Source organism: Amycolatopsis samaneae (genome assembly GCF_039541975.1).
GTDB lineage: Bacteria > Actinomycetota > Actinomycetes > Mycobacteriales > Pseudonocardiaceae > Amycolatopsis > Amycolatopsis samaneae.
This window is the reverse complement of sequence record NZ_BAABHG010000008.1, coordinates 1-15064: the sequence shown is the minus strand read 5'-3', so window position 1 is coordinate 15064 and position 15064 is coordinate 1. Positions and strand designations below refer to the sequence as shown.

General features: G+C 68.6%; 13 protein-coding genes. All 13 read right to left on the bottom strand.

Going from position 1 to position 15064, the window contains the following annotated elements; genetic code table 11:
- From ABD987_RS21390 to ABD987_RS21330, 13 genes are read right to left on the bottom strand one after another with little or no spacing between them, the layout of a single operon-like run.
- A complete protein-coding gene (locus ABD987_RS21390) occupies positions 1-1584 on the bottom strand; it encodes an NADH-quinone oxidoreductase subunit M (RefSeq protein WP_345396297.1) in 1584 nt (527 codons plus the stop codon).
- The gene (gene nuoL, locus ABD987_RS21385) at positions 1584-3485 is read right to left on the bottom strand and encodes an NADH-quinone oxidoreductase subunit L (protein WP_345396294.1); all 1902 of its coding nucleotides are present in this window, start codon (positions 3483-3485) and stop codon (positions 1584-1586) included. The genes ABD987_RS21390 and nuoL overlap by 1 nt, the downstream gene beginning before the upstream one ends.
- 11 nt (positions 3486-3496) lie before the next feature.
- Entirely contained in the window at positions 3497-3796 is a 300-nt protein-coding gene (gene nuoK, locus ABD987_RS21380; protein WP_345396291.1) for an NADH-quinone oxidoreductase subunit NuoK, read from the bottom strand.
- Positions 3793-4680 (bottom strand): NADH-quinone oxidoreductase subunit J, encoded by an 888-nt coding sequence (locus ABD987_RS21375; protein ID WP_345396288.1) that lies wholly within the window; start codon positions 4678-4680, stop codon positions 3793-3795. The genes nuoK and ABD987_RS21375 overlap by 4 nt, the downstream gene beginning before the upstream one ends.
- Positions 4677-5210 (bottom strand): NADH-quinone oxidoreductase subunit NuoI, encoded by a 534-nt coding sequence (gene nuoI / locus ABD987_RS21370; RefSeq protein ID WP_345396285.1) that lies wholly within the window; start codon positions 5208-5210, stop codon positions 4677-4679. The genes ABD987_RS21375 and nuoI overlap by 4 nt, the downstream gene beginning before the upstream one ends.
- On the bottom strand, positions 5197-6546 hold the full coding sequence (gene nuoH, locus ABD987_RS21365; RefSeq protein WP_378214165.1) for an NADH-quinone oxidoreductase subunit NuoH: 1350 nt from the start codon (positions 6544-6546) through the stop codon (positions 5197-5199). The genes nuoI and nuoH overlap by 14 nt, the downstream gene beginning before the upstream one ends.
- Positions 6547-6551: 5 nt before the next feature.
- Positions 6552-9023 carry an NADH-quinone oxidoreductase subunit G gene (locus ABD987_RS21360; RefSeq protein ID WP_345396279.1) on the bottom strand — a complete coding sequence of 824 codons (2472 nt, stop codon included), beginning with the start codon at positions 9021-9023 and terminating at the stop codon, positions 6552-6554.
- The gene (gene nuoF, locus ABD987_RS21355; RefSeq protein ID WP_345396276.1) at positions 9020-10318 is read right to left on the bottom strand and encodes an NADH-quinone oxidoreductase subunit NuoF; all 1299 of its coding nucleotides are present in this window, start codon (positions 10316-10318) and stop codon (positions 9020-9022) included. Before nuoF ends, ABD987_RS21360 begins: the two co-directional genes overlap by 4 nt.
- Entirely contained in the window at positions 10318-11055 is a 738-nt protein-coding gene (nuoE, locus tag ABD987_RS21350) for an NADH-quinone oxidoreductase subunit NuoE (RefSeq protein WP_345396273.1), read from the bottom strand. Before nuoE ends, nuoF begins: the two co-directional genes overlap by 1 nt.
- Positions 11052-12431 (bottom strand): NADH-quinone oxidoreductase subunit D, encoded by a 1380-nt coding sequence (locus tag ABD987_RS21345; protein WP_345396270.1) that lies wholly within the window; start codon positions 12429-12431, stop codon positions 11052-11054. The genes nuoE and ABD987_RS21345 overlap by 4 nt, the downstream gene beginning before the upstream one ends.
- Positions 12428-13180 carry an NADH-quinone oxidoreductase subunit C gene (locus tag ABD987_RS21340; RefSeq protein ID WP_345396267.1) on the bottom strand — a complete coding sequence of 251 codons (753 nt, stop codon included), beginning with the start codon at positions 13178-13180 and terminating at the stop codon, positions 12428-12430. The genes ABD987_RS21345 and ABD987_RS21340 overlap by 4 nt, the downstream gene beginning before the upstream one ends.
- Positions 13181-13185: 5 nt before the next feature.
- Positions 13186-13734: a NuoB/complex I 20 kDa subunit family protein gene (locus ABD987_RS21335; RefSeq protein ID WP_345396263.1), complete on the bottom strand. Its 549-nt coding sequence runs from the start codon at positions 13732-13734 to the stop codon at positions 13186-13188.
- A 4-nt stretch (positions 13735-13738) separates the two neighbouring features.
- Positions 13739-14155 carry an NADH-quinone oxidoreductase subunit A gene (locus tag ABD987_RS21330; RefSeq protein ID WP_345397471.1) on the bottom strand — a complete coding sequence of 139 codons (417 nt, stop codon included), beginning with the start codon at positions 14153-14155 and terminating at the stop codon, positions 13739-13741.
- Positions 14156-15064: the final 909 nt, after the last annotated feature.

Genomic DNA, 15064 nt, shown 5'->3' with positions numbered 1-15064 from the left:
TTACTTGCCTCCGTTAACCGCAGACATGGTCTGCTGCACCGACGGGGTGATCGTGTCGAGCACCGGCTTCGGGTAGAAACCCAGGCCGATGATCAGCACGACCAGCGGCGCCAGGATCGCGATCTCCCGGCCGCCGAGGTCCTTGATGGTCTTCTTCGCGACCGGCTCCGCGGCGACCGCGGTGACCGCGCCACCGCCCGCGGGGGTGTCGGACTCGACCGGGGCCGGGCCGGGCTTGAGCAGGGCGTCCCCGCTCAGCGGGCCGGTCATGACGCGCTGGTAGAGCCAGAGCACGTACGCTGCGGCGAGCACCATGCCGACGGTGGCGATGATCGCGTACACCGGGTGGTCCACAAAGGACCCCAGCAGGACGAGGAACTCGCTGACGAACGAGTTCGTGCCCGGCAGGGACAAGGTGGACAGACCGGCCAGCAGCAGCATCCCGGCCAGCAGCGGGGTCACCTTCGACATACCGCCGTAGTCCGAGATCTTCGTCGAACCGCCGCGCACCACGATCATGCCGACGACCACGATCAGCATCCCGGTCGCGAGGCTGTGGTTGAGCATGTACGAGACCGACCCGGCCATCGCCTGCTCGTTGAAGGTGAAGATGCCCAGCGCGATGAAGCCGAAGTGGGCGATCGACACGTAGGCGATGAAGCGCTTCATGTCCCGCTGCCCCGCGGCGAGTATCGATCCATAAAGGACACCCGCGACGGCGAGGACGAGCACCAGCGGGGCGAGTTGTTTGCTCGCCTCCGGGAACATCGGCAGGCAGTAGCGCAGGAACCCGAACGTGCCGACCTTGTCGAGCACGCCGACCAGCAGCACCGCGACGCCGATCGGTGCCTGGCCCGCCGCGTCGGGCAGCCAGGTGTGGAACGGCACCAGCGGCGCCTTGATCGCGAACGCCAGGAAGAACCCGAGGAACAGCCAGATCTGCGTGCCGGTCGGCGCGTCGCGGACCACGGTGACCAGCGTCGCCCAGTCGAAGGTGCCCTTGCCGAGCTTGTCCTCGGCCAGCGAGTACGCCCCGATCGCCGAGGCCAGCATGATCAGGCCGCCGAGGAACGAGTACAGGAAGAACTTCACCGCCGCGTACTGCCGGTTCGGGCCGCCGTAGCCGCCGATGAGGAAGTACATCGGAATCAGCATGATCTCGAACAGCACGTAGAACAGGAAGACGTCGGTCGCGGCGAACACGCCGATCGTCAGCGCCTCCTGCAGCAGGATCAGCGACAGGAACCCGCCCGCGCTGCGCCCCGGCGGGAGCTTGTCGGTGACGCCCAGCGCGCCGACCACGATCGGCACCAGCAGTGCGATGACCGCGATCATGATCAGCGAGACGCCGTCGGTGCCGAACGAGATGTGGATGCCGAAGCCCGGGATCCAGTCCATCGAGGACGTCTGCTGAAGCCGCGCCCCCGAGGGCGAATAACTCGCCCAGAACGGGATGATCAGCAGGAATTCCACAATGGACAGCACGAGCGCGGTGCGCAGCGCGAGCCGGTCGTTGGCCTTCATCGTGGCCACGACCACCGCCCCGACGACCGGCAGCAGGATGAGTGCGAGGAGCCAAGTCATCAGGAGAACCTCACCAGCAGGAGAGCCACGAGAAGCAGGAACGTGCCGCCGAGCATGGACAGCGCGTAGGACCGGACGAACCCGGTCTGGAGCCGCCGCAGCCGCCCGGAACCGCCACCGAGCGCGGCGGCCAGTCCGTTGACCGCGCCGTCCACGCCGCGGTTGTCGACGTAGACCAGCGCGCGGGCCAGCCAGGTGCCGGGCCGGGCCACCACGGCTTCGTTGAGCGCGTTGCCGTAGAGGTCCTTGCGCGCGGCCTTGGTGACGAACGAGACCCGCTCGGGCCGCTCGACCGGGACGTCGCGGCGGAAGACCAGCCACGCGATCAGGACACCGAGGAGCGAGATCACGACCGCGGCCACCGAGATGACCCAGGCCTCGACCGGAAGGTGGTGTGCCTCGACGGTCTCACCGACGGACGGAGCGAGCCATTCGGTGAACCGGTGGCCCAGCGCGAAGAACGCGCCCGCGCCGATCGACCCGACCGCCAGGATCGCCATCGGGACCCACATGATCGGCTTCGACTCGTGCGGGTGGAAGTCGCGGCCGTCCTCGCTCTTCAGGTCCTTCCAGCGTTCCTTGCCGTGGAAGGTCATCACCATCAGGCGAGTCATGTAGAACGCGGTGAGCCCGGCGCCGAGCAGCGCCGCGCCGCCCATCACCCAGCCGCGCCAGCCGCCCTGGCCCAGCGCCGCCTCGATGATCGCGTCCTTGGTGAAGAAGCCGGACAGCGGCGGGATGCCGATCAGCGCGAGGTAGCCGAGGCCGAAGGTCACGTAGGTGATCGGCATCTTCCGCCGCAGGCCGCCGAACTTGCGCATGTCGACCTCGTCGTTCATGCCGTGCATGACCGAACCGGCCCCGAGGAAGAGCCCGGCCTTGAAGAAGCCGTGCGCGACCAGGTGCATGATGCCCAGCGCGTACGCGACGGGCCCGAGGCCGACCGCCAGCATCATGTAGCCGATCTGGCTGACCGTGGAATACGCGAGGACCTTCTTGATGTCGTCGTAGGCACAGCCGACGACGCACCCGAGCAGCAGCGTCACCGTGCCGACGAGGGTGACAATGAGCCGCCCGTCCTCGGTGGCGTTGAAGATCTCCCGCGAGCGGGCGACCAGGTAGACCCCGGCGGTGACCATGGTCGCCGCGTGGATCAGGGCCGAGACCGGGGTCGGGCCCTCCATCGCGTCCGGCAGCCACGCCTGGAGCGGGAACTGGCCGGACTTACCGCAGGCCCCGAGCAGCAGCAGGATCGCCATCGCGGTGATCGCCGCCGGCGGGAACTTGCCCGCGGCCACCGCGTCGAAGACCTGCGCGTAGCCGGTGGAGCCGGAGTACTTGAACATGATGAAGATCGCCAGCGCGAGCCCGACGTCACCGACGCGGTTCATCAGGAACGCCTTCTTCGCCGCGGTGGCGGCGGAGTTGCGGCCCTGGTACCAGCCGATGAGCAGGTAGGACGCGAGACCGACGCCCTCCCAGCCGAGGTACAGCGTCACGAAGCTGTTGCCCAGCACCAGAACCAGCATCGAGGCGACGAAGAGGTTCAGGTACGCGAAGAAGCGGTACCGGCCTTCGTCGTTCTCCATGTAGCCGATCGAGTAGAAGTGGATCAGCATGCCGACGCCGGTGATGAGCAGCACGAACGTCAGCGAGAGCGCGTCGATCCGCAGCCCGAAGTCGACCTGCAACGCCGACACCGGGATCCACGAGAACAGCTTGGTGTCCACAGTGGACTTGGTGTCGGCGGCGAAGAACAGGATGACGCCGTAGACGAAGGCGAGCGTGACGGTGGCACAGCCGAGCAGATGCCCCCATGCCTTCGCGCGCTTGCCCGCCAGCAGCAGGATCAGCGCGCCGAGGGCAGGAAAGGCCACCAGCAGCCACGATGATGCGGTCACTCGGTGTCTCCCTAGTACTTCAGCAGGTTGGTGTCGTCGACCGAGGCCGAGCGGCGGGTGCGGAAGATCGCCATGATGATCGCCAGCCCCACCACGACCTCGGCGGCGGCCACGACCATCACGAAGAACGCCATCACCTGGCCGTCGAGCCCGCCGTTGATGCGGGCGAAGGTGACCAGGGTGAGGTTCACCGAGTTCAGCATCAGCTCGATGCACATGAACACGACGATCGCGTTGCGCCGCACCAGGACGCCGACCGCGCCGATGGCGAACAGCAGTGCCGAGAGCAGCAGGTAGTAGGTCGGAGTCACTTCTTCTCCTCCCCCTCGGTTCCTTCGGACACAGTGGCCGCTGTCTCGGCGGACTCGGCACCGACGAGCGCGTGCGCGTCCGCCTTCGGTTCCGTGTCGGCGACCTGCCTGCGTTCCTCGGTCAGCTGGACCGCCGAGGTCGATTCGATCAGCGCCGACAGGGATTCGGGGGCGACCGAGCCGTCGGGCAGCAGCGCCGGGGTGGCCACCGAGTTGGCGGTGGCGAACACGCCGGGGCCGGGCAGCGGCGACGGGCGGTCGTGCTCGCCGCGGAAGCGGTCGACGACCAGTTCGCGCTGCGACTTCTTGGCGCCCTTGCGGTGGCGGTCGGTGAAGGCCAGCACCATCGCGCCCATCGCGGCGGTGATCAGCAGCGCCGAGGTCAGCTCGAACGGGAACAGGTACTGGGTGAAGATCAGCCGCCCGAGCCCGCCCGCGCCGCCGCCGTTCTGGCTGTACGGGTCGAGCGGGGTGGCCGGGGTGACGTTCACCAGCGAACGGAACAGGCCCGCCGCGATCAGCCCGGCGAGCCCGATACCGAGCAGCCCGGCCATGAGCCGTTGCCCGCGCAGGACCTCGACCACCGAGTCGGAGCTTTCCCTGCCGACCATCATCAGCACGAACAGGAACAGCATCATGATCGCGCCGGTGTAGACGATGATCTGGGTGAAGCCGAGGAACGGCGCCGACTGGAGCATGTACAGCGCGCCCAGCGACAGCATCGTCAGCACCAGCCACAGCGCCGAGTGCACGGCGTTGCGCGAGAAGATCATGCCCAGCGCGCCGAGCACGCAGACCGGGCCGAGGATCCAGAACGCGATGGCCTCGCCGGTGGACACCCCGGCGTTGGTCACGGGTGCCTGCGCGAGGATTTCCGTGATCACTGCGCGGCCTCCTTGCCTTCGGCGCGCGCGAGTTCGGGGCCGTTGACGTAGTAGTCCTGCTCGTTGTCGCCCAGCCGCATCGGGTGCGGCGGCTGCTCCATGCCGGGCAGCAGCGGCGCGAGCAGGTCTTCCTTGGTGTAGATGAGCCGCTGCCGGTCGTCGTCGGCGAGCTCGTAGAAGTTGATCATCGTCAGGGACCGGGTCGGGCAGGCCTCGACGCACAACCCGCAGCCGATGCAGCGCAGGTAGTTGATCTGGTAGTCCGCGCCGTAGCGCTCACCGGGCGAGTACCGCGCTTCCTCGGTGTTGTTCCCGCCCTCGACGAAGATCGCGTCCGCCGGGCAGGCCCACGCGCACAGCTCGCAGCCGACGCACTTCTCCAGCCCGTCCGGATGCCGGTTGAGCTGGTGCCGTCCGTGGTAGCGGGGCGCCGCGGGGGCGCCCGCCTCCGGGTACTCCTCGGTGGCGACCTTCTTGAACATCATGCCGAAGGTGACGCCGAAGCCCTTGATCGGATCAAAGATCCCCATCGCCGGCCTCCCTTCCGGTGGATACGGCGGCGGGCTTGCGCTTGGCCGCCTTCGCCTCAGCCTTGGCCAGTGCCTTCTGGCGCGGGGTCTGCTCGGGGACCTTCAGGTCCAGCGGCGGCAGCGGGTGCCCGCCGCCGGTGATCGGCACGTAGTCCTCGTCCGGGATCTTCTTGTCCGGCAGCAGCAGGCTCAGCAGCACGACCGCGACGATGATCACGCCGCCGCCGATGAGGATCTGCGGGGTGGACAGGCCGCCGCTGTGCCGGACCGCGCGGACCGCGGTGATCACGACGATCCAGACCAGGTTGGCCGGAACGAGGACCTTCCAGCCCAGCCGCATGAACTGGTCGTAGCGCAGCCGGGGCAGCGTGCCTCGCAGCCAGATGAAGCCGAACAGCAGCAGGAACGTCTTCGCGAAGAACCAGAGCAGCGGCCACCAGTTCTGGTTCAGCGGCGAGTCAGCGCCGACGAACGGGAACTTCCAGCCACCAAGGAACAACGTCGTCGCGAACGCGGAGACGATGACCATGTTGACGTACTCGGCGAGGAAGAACATCGCGAACTTCATCGAGCTGTACTCGGTGTGGAACCCGCCGACCAGCTCGGATTCGGCCTCGGGGAGGTCGAAGGGCGCGCGGTTGGTCTCGCCGACCATGGAGATCGCGTAGATCACGAAACTCGGCAGCAGCAGGTAGAAGTACCAACCGCTTTGCTGAGCCTCGACGATCCCCGAGGTGGACAGCGTCCCCGAGTAGAGGATGACGGCCACAATGGACAGTCCCATCGCGATCTCGTACGAGATCACCTGGGCGGCGCTGCGCAGACCGCCGAGCAGCGGGTACGGCGAGCCGGAAGACCAGCCCGCCAGCACGATGCCGTAAACGCCGATCGAGGAGCAGGCCAGGATCACCAGCACGCCGACCGGGAGGTCGACCAGCTGGAGCACGGTCCGCTCGCCGAAGATCGAGACCACCGGGCCGAACGGGATGGCCGCCAGCGCGATCAGCGAGGGCACCACGGCGATCACCGGCGCGAGGAAGTACACCTTGCGGTCGGCGGTGTCCGGGATGATCTGCTCCTTGAACGGGAGCTTGATCGCGTCCGCGAGGGACTGGAGGTAGCCGTTCGGGCCGACCCGGTTGGGGCCGGGCCGGTTCTGCATCCGGCCGACCGCCTTGCGCTCCCAGACGATCAGCAGGATCGTCAGGATCGGGCCGATCAGCAGGATCACGACGGCCTTGATGAGGATCAGCCACCACGGGTCGTCGGCGAGCAGCGCCGCGCGCTCCGCCGCGTCCGGGATGCCGCCCACCGCGGTGTCCGCGTGGGTGAGGATCGCGCTCACTGCTCACCTCCGGTGATGCTGACGACCGCGCCGTGCCCCGCGCCGAGGGTGGCGCGGACGGCGGAGCCGTCGGAGTTGCCCGGGAGCCAGACCACGCCGTCGGGCAGGTCGGCGACCTCGACCGGCAGGGTGATCGCGCCGCGTTCGGTGGAGACCTTGACGGTCTTTCCCAGCCCTTCGGCGGTTTTCGCCGAGAGCCGGGCCACCGGGGTGCGCTGGGTGCCCTTGAGGTGCGGTTCGTCGTCCTGCAGCGAGCCGTTGTCGATCAGCTGCCGCCAGGTCGCGAGCACCGCCTTGCCGTTCTCCGGCGTCGACGGTGTCTCGGTGGCTGTCGCGATATAGCCCCAGTTCCGGCTCTCCGGGGTACCAAGCCGCGCGAAGTCGGCGTAGGCGGCGGCCGGGGTCTGGGTGAACAGGTCGGCGTCCATCTCGACGGCGAGGGTGTCCAGAACGCGGCAGTCGGGCAGCGCGCCGGTGCCTTCGAGCGTGACGTCGAAGTCGCGGCGGCGGCCCTCCCAGTTGAGGTAGCTGCCCGCCTTCTCGACCGCCGGGGCGATCGGGAGGACGACGTCGGCGCGTTCGGTGACCTCGCTCGGCCGCAGTTCCAGGCTCACCACGAACCCGGCGTTGTCCAGCGCGCGGCGTGCGAGGTCCGGATCCGGCAGGTCGTCCGGGTCGACACCGCCGACCAGCAGACCGTCGAGTTCCTGGCCGGAAGCGGCCTGGAGGATGCCGGTGGTGTCCCGGCCCGCCTCGGCGGGAACCGAGACGCCCCAAGCCTTTTCGACCTCGGCACGGGCCGCGTCGTCGGTGACGGACCGGCCGCCCGGCAGCAGTGTCGGCACCGCGCCCGCCTCCAGCGCGCCGCGGTCGCCCGCCCGGCGCGGGATCCACGCCAGCCGCGCGCCGGTGCGCCCGGAAAGCCGGTGCAGCGCCGAGAACAGGCCCGGCACCTCGGCGGCGCGTTCGCCGACGAGCACGACCGCGCCCTCTCCGGACAGCGCCTCGTCGAGGTCGGCGGCGTGCGAGGCGATGCCGTCGATCGCGGCGGCCTCCCCGCCGGGGACGCAGGCCAGCAGCTCGCCGAAGGTCTTGCGCACCGAGGACGTCGTCCACTGTCCCAAGTGGACGACCCGGGTGCGGTTCTTGCGGGCCGCCTTGCGCAGCCGCAGGAACACGATCGGCGCCTCGTCCTCGGGCTCGAACGCGACGCACAACACCGTGCGGGCCCGTTCGATCTCGCCGAAGGTCACACCGTTCTCGGGCGTCGTCCCGACCACCGCCGCGCTCAGGAAGGCCAGTTCCTCGGCGGAGTGGGCACGGGCGCGGAAGTCGATGTCGTTGGTGCGCAAGGCGATCCGGGCGAACTTCGAGTACGCGTAGGCGTCCTCGACGGTCAGCCTGCCGCCGGTCAGCACGCCGACGCCCTTGCCGTCACGGGCCTTGAGCAGGCCCTCGGCGGCGGTGCGCAGCGCGTCGGTCCAGGACGCCTCTTCCAGCACGCCGGTCTCGCGGTTGCGGACCTGCGGGCGGCGAAGGCGATCGGCGGCCTGCGGGTACCGGAAGGCGAACCGGCCCTTGTCGCAGATCCACTCCTCGTTGACCTCCGGGTCGTCCCCGGCGAGCTTGCGCATCACCTTGCCGCGCCGGAAGTCGGAGCGCTCGGCGCAGCCGGACGAGCAGTGCTCGCACACGCTCGGCGCGGACACCAGGTCGAACGGCCGGGACCGGAACCGGTACGCGGCGCTCGTCAGGGCACCCACCGGGCAGATCTGGATGACGTTGCCGGAGAAGTACGACTGGAACGGGTCACCGCTGGAAGTCCGCGACGCCAGGTCAAGCACGTCCGCGGTCTCGGCGGTGCCGATCTGCTGGTGCGCACCGCGTTCGAGGAGTTCGATGAACGGGTCGCCGGCGATCTGCGCGGAGAACCGGGTGCAGCGCTGGCAGAGCACGCAGCGTTCGCGGTCGAGCAGCACCTGCGAGGAGATCGGCAGCGGCTTGGGGAACGTCCGCTTGGTGTCGACGAACCGGGATTCCGGGCGGCCGTGCGCCATCGCCTGGTTCTGCAGCGGGCACTCGCCGCCCTTGTCGCAGATCGGGCAGTCCAGCGGGTGGTTGATGAGCAGGAGTTCCATCACGCCCTGCTGGGCCTTGTCCGCGACGCCCGAGGTCAGCTGCGTCTTGACGACCATGCCGTCGGCGACGGTCATGGTGCAGGACGCCTGCGGCTTCGGCATCGGGCGCCCGCCCATTTCGACCTCGACGAGGCACTGGCGGCAGGCGCCCGCCGGGTCGAGCAGCGGGTGGTCGCAGAAGCGCGGGATGACCGTGCCGAGCCGTTCGGCGGTGCGGATCAGCAGCTCGCCCTTGGGCGCGATGACCTCTTCACCGTCGATGGTCAGCTTGACGTGCCCTTCGGGGACCGGGGTCTCCGTGGTCGCGGGCTTGTCGGGCGCGATCGTCATGCCTGCGCTCCCACCAGTTCGGGCTTGGCTTCGTTGGCGGCCGTGTTCTGCTCGCACAGCGCGAGGAACTCGTCCCGGAAGTACTTGATGCCACTGGTGATCGGCGAGACGGCGCCGTCACCGAGTGCGCAGAAGGACCGGCCGAAGATGTTGTCGCAGACGTCGAGGAGGGTGTCGATGTCCTCGGGCGTGCCGTGGCCCTCGACCATCCGCTCCAGGATCTGCGCGAGCCAGTACGTGCCCTCGCGGCACGGGGTGCACTTGCCGCAGGACTCGTGCTCGTAGAACTGCGTCCACTTCATCACGGCCCACGGCACGGACACCGTCTCGTTGAACACCTGGACAGCCGTCGTGCCGAGCATGGAACCCGCCTCGGCAGCCCCTTCGAAGTCCAGCGGGACGTCGAGGTGTTCGGCGGTGAACATCGGGGTCGACGAGCCGCCCGGCGTCCAGAACTTGAGCGGGATGCCGTCCTTCATGCCGCCCGCCATGTCCAGCAGCTCGCGCAGCGTCGTCCCGAGTGGACACTCGTACTGGCCGGGCTTCTCGACGTGGCCGGAGATCGAGTAGATCTTCGGGCCCGGCGACTTCTCCCGGCCCATCTCGCGGAACCAGGCGGATCCGGCGTTGACGATGTAGGGCGCGCTGGCGATGGTCTCGACGTTGTTGACCGTGGTCGGCGCGGCGTAGAGCCCGGCGGCCGCGGGGAACGGCGGCTTGAGCCGGGGCTGGCCGCGACGGCCCTCCAGGGAGTCGAGCAGCGCCGTTTCCTCGCCACAGATGTAGGCCCCGGCGCCCGCGTGCACGGTGAGGTCGAGGTCGAATCCGGAGTCGAGGATGTTCTTGCCGAGGTAGCCGGCCTGGTAGGCCTCGCGCACGGCGGCGTTGAGGCGGCGGATGCAGTGCAGCGCCTCGCCGCGGACGTAGATGAAGCAGTGGTGCGACCGCATCGCGTACGAGGCGATGACGCACCCCTCGATGAGCGAGTGCGGGTCGGCCATCATCAGCGGGATGTCCTTGCAGGTCCCCGGTTCGCCCTCGTCGGCATTGATCACCAGGTAGTGCGGCTTGTCCTCGTTCGGCGGCATGAAGGACCACTTCACGCCGGCCGGGAAGCCTGCGCCGCCCCGGCCGCGCAGGCCGGAGTCCTTGACCAGCTGGACGAGCTGCTCGGGCGTGCCCTTGAGCGCCTTGCGGATCGCGGTGTAGCCCTCGAGCTGTTCGTAGGTCGCCAGACGCCAGGAGTTCGGGGAGAGCCAGCGTTTGGTCAACACCGGCGTAATCGGGTCAGCCATTACTTTTTCTCCACTTCTGGGAGCGGAACGTCGTTCGCGACCGGCGCCGTCCAGCCCCGTTCCTGCGCGATCTTCGCGCCCCGCAGCGTTTCCACGGCCTGCGACGGGCCGTCGACGTCGCCGTTGTAGGTCGCCTCGTCCTCCGGGAAGAACCCGGCGAGCTGGAGTTCGGCGCCCTTGAAGTCGGTCAGCGGCGCGCCACGCGTCGGGCCCGGCTTCTTGCCCGCCCGCAGCGCGTCCACCAGCGCGACCGCCTTCTCCGGTGTCTGGTTGTCGAAGTACTCGTAGTTGACCTGGAGCACCGGGGCGAGGTCGCAGGCCGCGAGGCATTCCGCGTGCTCCAGGGTGATCGAGCCCTGCTCGCCCGGGGTGCCCGCGGTTTCCTCGTGCCCCAGCGGTTCCTCGTCGGAACCCAGGTGCGTCTGGAGCTTCTTGTAGATGGCGTCGCCGCCGAGCGCCGCGCACAGCGTGTTGGTGCAGACGCTCACCAGGTGCTCGCCGCAGGGGCGGCGCTTGTACATGGTGTAGAACGTCGCGACCGCGCTGACCTCGGCGTCGGTGAGCCCGAGCTGCGTGGCGCAGAAGGAAATTCCCTCCTGGGACACGTATCCCTGCACCGACTGCACGAGGTGCAGCATCGGCAGCAGTGCCGAGCGCGACATCGGATACCGCTCGATCAGGTTCTTCGCCTTGGCGACGATGTCGTCGTCGAAGATCACTTCAGGCGCTTGGGTCATCGGTCCACTCCCCCCATGACGGGGTCGATCGAAGCGATGGCGGCGATCACGTCCGCCACCAGCCCGCCCTCGGCCATCGCGGGCATCGACTGCAGGTTCACGAAGCTCGGTTCGCGGATGTGGACGCGCAGCGGCCGCGTGCCGCCGTCGGAGACGAGGTGCGCGCCGAGCTCGCCGCGCGGCGACTCCACCGGCGAGTACACCTGGCCCGGCGGGACCTTGAAGCCCTCGGTGACGAGCTTGAAGTGGTGGATCAGCGATTCCATCGACTGGCCCATGATCTTGCGGACGTGTTCGAGCGAGTTGCCGAGGCCGTCGCTGCCCAGCGACAGCTGCGCGGGCCACGCGACCTTCTTGTCCTCGACCATGACCGGGCCGGGTTCGAGCTTCTGGAGGACCTGCTTGATGATCCGGAGGCTCTGGTGCATCTCCTCGACGCGGATCAGGTAGCGCGCCCAGCAGTCCGCGTCGGTCGAGGTCGGGATGTCGAACTCGAACTCGTCGTAGCGGGAGTAGGGCTCGGTCTTGCGCAGGTCCCACGGCAGCCCGGCCGAGCGCAGCACCGGGCCGGTGACGCCGAGCGCGAGGCAGGCGTCCACCGGCAGGTAGCCGACGCCCTTGAGCCGGTTGCGCCAGATCGGCTGACCGGTGAAAAGCTTGTCGTACAGGGGAAGGCGCTTGTCCATCGTCTCGACGAACTCGGTGACCTTCTCGTGGTAGTCCTCGGGCATGTCCTGCGCGAGGCCGCCGGGGCGGATGAACGCGTGGTTCATCCGGAGACCGGTGAGGTGCTCCAGCAGGTGCAGCACGACCTCGCGCTCGCGGAACCCGAGCGTCATCGCGGTGGTGGCGCCGAGCTCCATGCCGCCGGTGGCGATGTAGACCAGGTGCGAGCCGATGCGGTTGATCTCCAGCAGCATCACGCGCAGCAGCTCGGCGCGGCGGGGCGCCTGGATGCCGAGCAGCTTCTCGACGCCGAGGCAGTAGGCCATCTCGGTGGACAGCGGCGCGAGGTAGTCCATGCGCGTCACGAAGGTGACGCCCTGGGTCCACGTCCGGTACTCGCAGTTCTTCTCGATCCCGGTGTGCAGGTAGCCGATGACCGAGCGGAGCTGGGTGACGGTCTCGCCCTCCATCTCCAGCACGAGCCGGAGCACGCCGTGCGTCGACGGGTGCTGCGGGCCCATGTTGATGACCATGCGCTCGTCGTGCTTGGCGTCCTCGATGAGGTCGTCCCAGTCACCACCGGACACCGTGTAGACGGGGCCTTCGGTGGTTTCACGGGCTTCGGCGTAGTCGACGTCGCCGGTGCTGTCGGAGCCCTTGGCGGTGGTGTCGGTGCCGGTGCTGACGTCGGCGATGTTCTCGGTGCTCACGAGTACGACCTCCGCTGATCGGGCGGGGGGATCTCCGCGCCCTTGTATTCCACCGGGATCCCGCCGAGCGGGTAGTCCTTGCGCTGGGGGTGGCCGTCCCAGTCGTCCGGCATGAGGATGCGGGTCAGCGCGGGGTGCCCGTCGAAGACGATCCCGAACATGTCCCAGGTCTCGCGCTCGTGCCAGTCGGCCGTCGGGTAGAGCTCGACGAGCGACGGGACGTGCGCGTCCTCGACCTCCACCGCGACTTCGAGCCGGATGCGGCGGCGGTAGGTCATCGAGGTCAGGTGGTACACCGCGTGCAGCCGTTGCGGGACGTCGACGCCGTAGTCCACACCGGACACCGAGCTGCACAGCTCGAACCGCAGCCCGGCGTCGTCGCGCAGGGTCCGCGCGACGGCGACGAGGTGCTCGCGGGCGACGTAGAAGGTGATCTCGCCGCGGTCGACGGTGGTCTGGAGGATCGCGTCGGCCGGAATCCTGTTGTCCGCCAAGGCGGCGTAGAACTCGTCGGCGAACTCGTCGAACCAGCCGCCGTAGGGCCGCTCGGCCGGGGGCGGGCTGTAGGCCGGGAGCCGGACGCCGCCGTAGCCGGAGGTGTCCCCGGTGCCGGAGACGCCGAACATCCCCTGGCGTTCTTTCCCGGCGACGACGGGTGCGGCCGGGCGGGTGCCCTGCGGCTCGAGCCCGGTCTCGGCGCGCTCGGCGGACGACTGCTCGCCGCCCGTCTCTGGTTTCTCTTCAGGCACTTCGATCACTTCTTCGCGTACTTGATCGACGAGGGCACGAGTTCGGTGCGGGCGCCACTGGCCGCGCGGATCGCGGCGCGGCGCGCGTTGATCGGCTCGTCCTGGATCTTGGCGTGCAGCTTGAGGATCGCGTCGAGCAGCATCTCCGGGCGCGGCGGGCAGCCGGGCAGGTACATGTCGACCGGGACGATGTGGTCGACGCCCTGCACGACGGCGTAGTTGTTGAACATGCCGCCGGAGGAGGCGCAGACGCCCATGGCCAGTACCCAGCGCGGCTCGGCCATCTGGTCGTAGATCTGGCGCAGGACCGGGGCCATCTTCTGCGTGACGCGGCCCGCGACGATCATCAGGTCGGCCTGGCGCGGGGTGGCGCTGAAGCGCTCCATGCCGAAGCGGGCGATGTCGTAGCGGGAGCCGCCGACGGTCATCATCTCGATCGCGCAGCAGGCGAGGCCGAAGGTGGCGGGCCACAGGGAGTTCTTGCGTGCCCAGTTGACCAGGCCCTCGAGGCTGGCCAGCAGGATGCCGTTGGGGAGTTTTTCTTCCAGGCCCATGGTTCTAGTTCCAATCCAGGCCGCCGCGCCGCCACACGTAGGCGTACGCGAAGCCGACCGTCGCGATGAACAGCACGATCTCCACCAGGCCGAACATGCCCAGCGCGTCCGCCGAGACCGCGAACGGGTAGAGGAAGACCATCTCGATGTCGAACAGGATGAACAGCATCGCGGTGATGTAGTAGGCCACCGGCATGCGCCCCGCGCCGACCAGCGGCTGCGGGGACGGTTCGATCCCGCACTCGTAGGCGGACAGCTTGGCCTTGTTGTAGCGGCTCGGGCCGACGAGCGGGCCGAGCAGCACCGAGAGCACCGCGAACGCGAGCGCCAGCACGAACAACAGGACCAGGGGGAGATAGACCTTGAGGCCGGGCGCCTGAGCGACCTGCTCGGTGCTCGCCTGCGTCAGCACGGGCAACATCAGCACGGGGTTTCGCCATCCTTTCCGCGCCGCTGCGGTTTGCGTGTGGTGGTACGCACGTCACCTCGTCGGCTTCGTCGGCACCCTAAGGGGGCTGGGTCACACCGCCGAGGGTCAGGGCACCCTTACGGGCCGTGAGGCCACGAAGGCCTGCTTGTGAAATAGTTCACAAGCCACTCGTCGTGGATGTGAAGGGATTCACAAAGCATGGCCCGACTATAGGACGTGACTCACATTCTTGTCCCTAGGGGCTGCGGTATAAGGGTCGCCTAACCTGCCGGACAAACCGGACGGCGACACTCCCGGCCGCAAAGCTGAGACCAGCACGAAGCCCGGCGAAGATCGATTCGGCACCCGGACAAACCATGTCCGGCCTGTGACTTATCACACTGACCGGCCGGGCAACCACTGCTCCACCCGGGTGTCCGGCGCCCCGCTCGCCCGTGGGAGCGGAACCTGCCGGGCGGTGGGTGTCGCGCCGGTATCCCGTGGGCATTCCCCCACCCTCCCGGGGGCACCCCTGCAACCAGCGTATCGCGTTTGACCTGGGGAAACGGGGGTCGAGGTGAATCTGTGGACAACCGGAGTGGTTGTGGACAACGCGGGCGGGTGCCGACGTGCCGATGTGGTGGGGTCGTGGGCTGGTCGGGTGGCTGGAGACGCGCCGCTGTGGTTGGTCGTGAGCGGGCCGGGTGACTGGCTCCGGCGCGGGTCTGGTTGTGCTGAAGGACGCTTTCAGTGCGCTCGGTGCACTGAAAGCGTCCTTCAGTGCGGCCACTGCACTGAAGGACGCAGTGATGATGATGTGTGTGGATGGAGGTTGTGGAGGGTCTGGCCCGGAAGGATGCTGACGCTCTCGGTTGGGGGTTGTCCTGTGAAGGATCTGCCGGCCTTGCGCGATCTCTGTTC